This is a genomic window from Bradyrhizobium pachyrhizi, from assembly GCF_001189245.1.
Taxonomy (GTDB): domain Bacteria; phylum Pseudomonadota; class Alphaproteobacteria; order Rhizobiales; family Xanthobacteraceae; genus Bradyrhizobium; species Bradyrhizobium pachyrhizi.
Window position 1 is genome coordinate 3,749 of record NZ_LFIQ01000080.1, and the last position, 6,800, is coordinate 10,548.

The 6,800-nt window shown below is 65.5% G+C and carries 5 protein-coding genes and 2 pseudogenes; all 7 read right to left on the minus strand.

What is annotated here, in order from left to right; all coding sequences use genetic code 11:
• Positions 1 to 121, minus strand: a pseudogene (locus tag AKL29_RS44980) (ABC transporter ATP-binding protein); the annotation flags it as partial.
• Positions 114 to 848: an ABC transporter ATP-binding protein gene (locus AKL29_RS17665; protein ID WP_028337303.1), complete on the minus strand. Its 735-nt coding sequence runs from the start codon at positions 846 to 848 to the stop codon at positions 114 to 116. The pseudogene AKL29_RS44980 and the gene AKL29_RS17665, both read right to left, overlap by 8 nt.
• Positions 835 to 1,929: a branched-chain amino acid ABC transporter permease gene (locus AKL29_RS17670; RefSeq protein ID WP_038377931.1), complete on the minus strand. Its 1,095-nt coding sequence runs from the start codon at positions 1,927 to 1,929 to the stop codon at positions 835 to 837. Before AKL29_RS17670 ends, AKL29_RS17665 begins: the two co-directional genes overlap by 14 nt.
• Before the next feature lie 7 nt (positions 1,930 to 1,936).
• On the minus strand, positions 1,937 to 3,154 hold the full coding sequence (locus tag AKL29_RS17675; RefSeq protein ID WP_028337305.1) for a substrate-binding protein: 1,218 nt from the start codon (positions 3,152 to 3,154) through the stop codon (positions 1,937 to 1,939).
• 4 nt (positions 3,155 to 3,158) lie between these two features.
• Entirely contained in the window at positions 3,159 to 4,016 is an 858-nt protein-coding gene (locus AKL29_RS17680) for a branched-chain amino acid ABC transporter permease (RefSeq protein ID WP_028337306.1), read from the minus strand.
• Between the two features lie 42 nt (positions 4,017 to 4,058).
• The gene (locus AKL29_RS17685) at positions 4,059 to 5,573 is read right to left on the minus strand and encodes an amidase (RefSeq protein WP_050385025.1); all 1,515 of its coding nucleotides are present in this window, start codon (positions 5,571 to 5,573) and stop codon (positions 4,059 to 4,061) included.
• Positions 5,574 to 5,738: 165 nt separating this feature from the next.
• Positions 5,739 to 6,800: pseudogene (locus AKL29_RS17690) on the minus strand (substrate-binding domain-containing protein); the annotation flags it as partial.

Consider the following 6,800-nt stretch of genomic DNA (forward strand, 5'->3'; position numbering starts at 1 on the left):
TGCGGCCGAGCACGGCGACGCCGCCGCGCCAGGGAATGCCGATGTTGACATCGAACAGAACCTGGCTGCGGCCGTAACCGGCATCGAGATGCCGGATATCGAGGAAGGTTTGCTCAGGCACGGCGAAGATAGATCTCCTGGACGCTTTTGTTGGCCTGGATCTCCGCGACCGTCCCCGACGCCAGCACCTTGCCCTGGTCGAGCACGGTGAGGCGGTCGCAGATGTCGCGGATGAAATCGAGGTCGTGTTCGACGATGACGAGCGAGCAATGCTGCTTGATCGGCTGCAACAATTCGCCGGTGACGCGGCGCTCCTCGAGGCTCATGCCGCCGGTCGGCTCGTCCAGCAGCAACAGCCGCGGCTTGCCGGCGAGCGCCATCGCGATCTCCAGCCATTGCTGCTGGCCGTGCGACAGCGCCGCGGCGGCATCATGCGCGCGATCGGCGAGGCGGAACTGGGTCAGCATCGTCATCACCTGATCGTGCAGCTTGTTGCGGGTGCGCGACAGCACCAGATCGAACAGCGAGCAGTGCGCCTGCAGCGCCAGCAGGATGTTGTCGTACAGCGTCAGCGTCGGCAGCACCGAGGTGATCTGGAACTTCAGGCTCATGCCGGCGCGGGCGCGCTCGGTCGGCGTGAACGCGGTGATGTCGGTGTTGATGAAGCTGACCTTGCCCGTGGTCGGCACCTCGGCGCCGGCGACGCATTTCATCAGCGTGCTCTTGCCCGAGCCGTTGGGGCCGATCAGGCCGTGGAACTCGTTCTCGCCGACGGTCAGCGCTGCACCGTCGAGTGCGGTGAGCTTGCCGAACACCTTGCTGATGCCTTGCGCCTCAAGGAGCGGCATTGCCGGTCTCCTTCGGGGCTTTGCCGAAACTGCCGACCCGCTCGCGCTCGCCGAGCACGAAGGAGATCAGCCCGAGCGGCCGGAACATGATGACGAGCAGCAGCAGCACGCCGAGGATAATCGGCCAGACGTCGCGGTAATTATCCGACAGCCAGAAGCTGACGCCCTCGATGATCACGGTGCCGATCACGGCGCCGATCAGCGTGCCGGAGCCGCCGAACAAAACGTAGAGCACGACCTGGGTCGAGAACACGACGCCCAGCATGTTGGGCCAGACGAAGCCCTCGTGGAAGGCATAGAGGCTGCCGGCGAGGCCGGCGATGGTGCCGCCGACCGCGAAGATGATCGCCTTCAGATGCTGCGCCTTGTAGCCGAAGAAGGCGATGCGCTGCTCGTTCTCGCGCAGGCCGGCGAGCGCCAGCCCGAATTGCGAGCGGACCAGGAAGCGGCAGAGCAGATAAACGACCACGAGGATGCCGAGCACCATGTAGTAGTAGATCGGCCCCTCCTCGAACTCGTAGCTGCCGAGGGTGAGCGGCGGGATCGACGGGATGCCGTTCTGGCCGCCGAGATAGTACCAGCCGCGCGCCAGCCGGTCTGCGGCATAGGAGCCGGTGAGAGTGCCGAGCGAGACGAAGATCACGCTCGAGGGATAACGCCCGAGCAGCAGGAAGCCGCCGAGCAGCAGCGACGCGGTGAGCCCGATCAACGTGCCGGCAGGCAGGATCAGGAGAATCGACGTGACGTTGAGATCGCGCGCCATCAGCGCTACGCCGTAGCCGGCAGCGCCGAAGAACAGCGCCTGGCCGAAGCTCATGATGCCGGCATAGCCCCACACCAGATCGAACGACAGCGCGAACAGCGCAAGGATCACCACGCGGGTGGCGAACACCGTGAGATAATCCTGCAGCACCCATGGCAGGACCAGTGCGATCAACAGCACCAGCCCCTCCACGATCGGCAGGACCTTCCATCCTGCCGACGCTCGTCCCGCCGGCGCGCTTGCGGCCGGTGCACCCTCGCCCGTCACGACATCTGGTTCCTCACCGACGCGTGCGACAGCCTCTCTTGCTCCAACCATTGATCGCTCAGCATTCCTTGGGATCAACGAGACCGTCGCTGCGCGCCACGATCTCATAGTTCCCGCCTTTGGCAACAGCGGTGTACATCTTCATCTTGCAGTGACGCTTGCCCGGCACCATCTCCGCGGGTCCGCCCGGCCCTTCGGCGATCTTGGCGTGGTCGAGCGCGGCCGCAACGGAGTCGCGGTCGACCTTGCCGGCCTCCTTGACCGCCGCCTCCCACAGCTTGAGGCCGCGATAGGTGCCGGTGGCGGCGCTGCCGGCCGCGAACAGGAAGTTGCCGGGGAAATCCTTCTCATAGGCCGCCTGGAGCTTGGCGTCGAACGGATCCTCCTTGGTCAGCACCTTGAAATAGTCGAGGCAGCTCGCAAGGCCCTCGATCTCGTTGGCCTGATTGATGTTGAGCGTGTTCTCGTCATAGTAGACGCAGGCGAGCCGCCCGCCGTTCTTGAGGAAGCCGGCTTCATAGAGCTGCTTGAAGAACGGACCGACGCCGGGCGGGATCACCGTGTTGAAGACGACGTCGACCTTGTTGGAGATGACGCGGTTGACGGTGGCCGAGAAGTCGACCTGGTCGAGCGGGTAGTATTCCTCGAACACCACCTCGCCGCCGTTCGACTCGATCACCTTGCGGGCGTAGACGTTGAGCGTGTGCGGCCAGACATAGTTGGCGCTCGGCAGCGCGAACTTCTTGCCGCCGTTCTTGATCAGCCAGGGAATGAAGGTGTCGCATTGCTGCGCCGGCGTCGGTCCGGTGCAGAACAAATAGGGCGTGCACTCCTTGCCCTCGTAGAGCTGCGGATAGATGTAGAGCGTCTTGCCGCGCGCCACGATCGGATCCTTGATCGCGTTGCGCATCGACGAGGTGATGCCGCCGAGCACCATGTCGACCTTGTCGCGCTGGATCAGCTTGCGGACATTGCCGACCGCGACCGATTCGTTCGAGGCGGTGTCCTCGATATAGAGCTCGAGCGGCCGGCCGAGCAGGCCGCCGCCGGCGTTGATCTCCTTGATCACCATCTTGGCGACGTTGGCGTCGGCGTTGCCGGCATAGGCGATCGGGCCGGTCAGGTCGGTCGCGATGCCGACCTTGATCGGTCCCTCGGCGGCATTGGCCCAGTCGGGCCTGACCACCCAGCTACCGACCCCGGTCGCGAGCGCGCCGGTCGCGAACGCGAAATTGCTCATGAAGCGGCGGCGCGTGAGATTGGTGCGATCGAACATCTGACTAAACCCCTTTTCCCGATATGAGGCCCTGCGGGCGGAATTTGATGAAGGCAATGGCGAGCACGAAGACCAGGACGTCGGCGACGACCGGAGACATCACCCATGGCAGCGCCGCGCTGAGCGTGCCGATCACACCGGCGCCGGCGACCGGACCGATGAAGGAGCCGACCCCACCCACCATCACGGCGACGAAGCCCTGGATCAGGAAGCGGATGCCGAGATCTGCAAACAGGCTGAACACCGGCACGATCAGCGCCCCGGCAAGCCCGGCCAGCGCCGCGCCGAACGCGAAGGTCGCCCCGTAGATCAGGGGCGTCGAGATGCCCGACGCGCGCGCCAGCGCCGGGTTCTCCAGCGTGGCGCGGACCCGAAGCCCGAACGAGGTGCGCGCCAGCAAGAGATAGCAGCCACCCATCACCAGCAGCGTGATCACGATGATGGTGAAGCGCCAGGCCGAGATGTGGACCGAGCCGAGGTCGATCGAGCCGCCGATCGGCTCCGGCACCGTGAGATAGAAGCCGCCGATCAGGCCGCGCACGCTCTCGCGGATGATCAGCCCGAGCGCATAGGTGCCGAGCATCGCCACGATCGGCGCGGCGTAGAACCGCCTGATGATCAGCGCCTCCAGCACGAAGCCGATCGCGCCGACCACGAAGGGCGCCGCGACCATGCCGGCCCAGACCGGGGCGCCATGGGCGTAGGCCAGATAGGTCACATAGGCCCCGAGCAGGACGAACTCGCCCTGCGCGAAGTTGAAGATGCCCATCATGCTGGCGATGATGCCGAGCCCGAGCACCACCAGCACGATGATCGCACCGAAGCTCACGATCTCGAACGCCGCGGCAAAAGTGCTAGCCATGGCGTTCGATCCATCCAGCCTGCGTCTGCGACAAGCGGCGCCTCACATCTTCTTCCAGTCGCCGGCCTGCTCGAAGGCGTGCGCGGCGCGGTAGATGGTGGATTCCTCGAACATCCGGCCGACCAGCATCAACCCGACCGGCAGGCCGTCGACCATGCCGCAGGGCAACGACATCGCCGGGTGGTGGGTGATGTCGAACGGCGCGGTGTTGGTGATCATCTCGAGCGCGCGTGCGACATAGTCCTCGCGGCTGGCATTGGCCGCCGGCAGCGCCGGCGCCTTCATCGGCGTGGTCGGCAGCAGCAGCAGGTCGTAATCCTTGAACGCCTTGTCATAGGCCGCGGTAAGGCGGCGGGAGATGTTGAGCGCCTTGCCGTAGAAGCGCGGGCCGAAGCTGTTGTTGATGTAGGTGCCGAGCATCATGAACAGCTTGGTGGTCTCCGACAGCGAATCCGCCTGGCGGCGCCAGCCGCGATGGAAGTCCATCAGCGAGGTCGAATAGAGGTCGGACCGGCTGAGGCCGTAGCCGTCGCCGAACATCATGGTCTGGGTCAGGCCTTCGGTGCCGATCGGGGTCCAGATCGCGGGGCCGACCATGTGCATCGGGATCGACACGGTGTCGACCGACGCGCCGAGGTCCTTGAAGCGCTTGGCCGCCTCGCGCACGCTTTCATTGACCGCGGCCTCCGCGGTCGGCTGCTCGAAGCCTTCCTTGAGGATGCCGATCTTCATGCCCTTGACGCCTTTGCCCAGCGCCTTGGTGTAATCCTCGACCTTGGGCGCCTTGATGCGCGGATCGTAACCGTCGTCGCCGGCGATCACCTCGAGCAGCAGCGCGTTGTCCTCCACCGTCGCGGTCATCGGTCCGGTGTGGTCGACGAAGATCTCGATCGGCATGATGCCGGTATAGGGCACGAGGCCCCAGGTCGGCTTCATGCCGTAGGTGCCGCAGAACGAGGACGGCATGCGGATCGAGCCGCCCTGGTCGCCGCCGATCGCCATGTCGACCTCGCCGAGCGCGACCACGACGCCGGAGCCCGACGACGAGCCGCCGGCCGAGTAACCCATCTTGTGCGGATTGTGCACCGCTCCGTAGGAGTTGGTGTGGCTGCCGCCGGACAGGCAGAAATGTTCGCAATGGGTCTTGCCCGCGATCTCGGCGCCGGCATCGAGCATGCGCGTGACGATGGTGGCGTCGAAATCGGGGATATAGCCTTCCAGCGTCGACGAGCCGTTCGTCATCGGCACGCCGGCCAGCATGATGTTGTCCTTCAGCGCCACCGTCTTGCCCTTGAGCTTGCCGGAGGCCGCGCCCTTCACGGTCGACTTGTAGTACCAGGCGTTGCGCGGGTTCTCCTCTGGCGCCGGGCGATAGCCGGGCGTGCGCGGATATTTCACCGCGGGCAGCTCGTCCGGCATCGCGGCGATCACGTTGTAGGCGTCGATCGAGCCCTGCATCAGGCCGCGGAACGAGGCCACATCCTCATCGGTCAGTGACAGGCCGCACTGCTCGGCGACGGCACGAAGTTGCGTTGGCGTGGGAAGGACGACGGTCACGGCGCTCTCCTGATAGCTTTTGATCTTTGGATTTGATCCCTCGAGGCAGGGTGCACCGGCGCGTTGCCCGCACGAACCGCTCACCCCATTGTTGTATTGAAAACGGAAATATTTTCCTTTTCAAGTATTATTTCGCAAAACCTTCCGGCGACGCTGTCGCACTGCTCAGATCGGCTTGATCACCCTGAAGTCGAGACCGTCGGCTTCGGCAAGATACATCGGCATCCTGGCATGGCCGCTGCGCACCGTGACCGGACCGCGCGGCCCGCGATAGACGAGGTTGTCCGCCGCCGCGAGCAGCGGCCGCATGTCCAGCGTGCCGGCGCGCTTGGCGGCGGCCTCGAGCAGGCAGAATCCTTCGTAGGCGGACTCGCTGCACGAGCCGACCGGCGGCGCGAAGGCACCGAACATCGCGCGATAGCGGTCCCTGAAATCGTCGCCTTCGCGTGAGCCGACGGAGGAGAAATAGCCGGAGGCGCAGTACAGGTTCTCGGTCTTGTCGGCGCCGATGCCGAGCAGCGCCGTCTCGTCGAAACAGCCGGCGAAGCGCAGCGTGGTGGCGGCAAGACCGGCATCGGCGAAGGCGCGGTTGAAGGTCACGCTGTCGGTGCCGATCAGCGAGATCAGCACGACATCGGGTTTCGCGGCGCGGATGCGTTCCAGCTGCGCTTCGTGATTATCCTCGCCGACCGGCACGAACTCCTCGCCGACCACGAGACCGCCGGTCTCCTTGATGTAACGCTTCACCGCGCGGTGCGACTGCCATGGCCAGACATAATCGCTGCCGATCAGGTACCAGCGCGAAACACGCTTCGCCTCGGCCAGCCAGTGGATCGACGGCCGGTTCTGCCAGCGCGGCGTCTCGCCGATCGCGATGACGCCCGGCGTCCGCTCGCCGCCTTCATAGACCGGCGTGTAGATGTAGGGGATCTTGCTGCGGGTGATCAGGCCGCGCAGCGCGACGCGCACTGCGCTGGTGTGCATGCCCATGATGAGATCGACGTCGTCGGATGCGATCGCCTGCTCGGCGCGATCGAGCACGTCCTCGATCGGTCCGCCGGCATCATAGACCGAGAATTCGATCTCGCGGCCGAGGATGCCGCCGCGCCGGTTGATGTCGGCGACGGCGAGTTGCGCGCTCGAGGTCGCGGCCGGTCCCCACATCCCGGGCGAACCGGTGCAGCAGACGAAGCCGCCGATCCGAAGCCGGCTGCGCGCACCGCGCGG

Excerpts from the sequence above, each read along its gene's own strand:
- AKL29_RS17665 (WP_028337303.1), bottom strand. The coding sequence starts at position 848 with ATGCCGCTCCTTGAGGCGCAAGGCATCAGCAAGGTGTTCGGCAAGCTC.
- AKL29_RS17670 (WP_038377931.1), bottom strand. The coding sequence starts at position 1,929 with ATGGTTGGAGCAAGAGAGGCTGTCGCACGCGTCGGTGAGGAACCAGAT.
- AKL29_RS17675 (WP_028337305.1), bottom strand. The coding sequence starts at position 3,154 with ATGTTCGATCGCACCAATCTCACGCGCCGCCGCTTCATGAGCAATTTC.
- AKL29_RS17680 (WP_028337306.1), bottom strand. The coding sequence starts at position 4,016 with ATGGCTAGCACTTTTGCCGCGGCGTTCGAGATCGTGAGCTTCGGTGCG.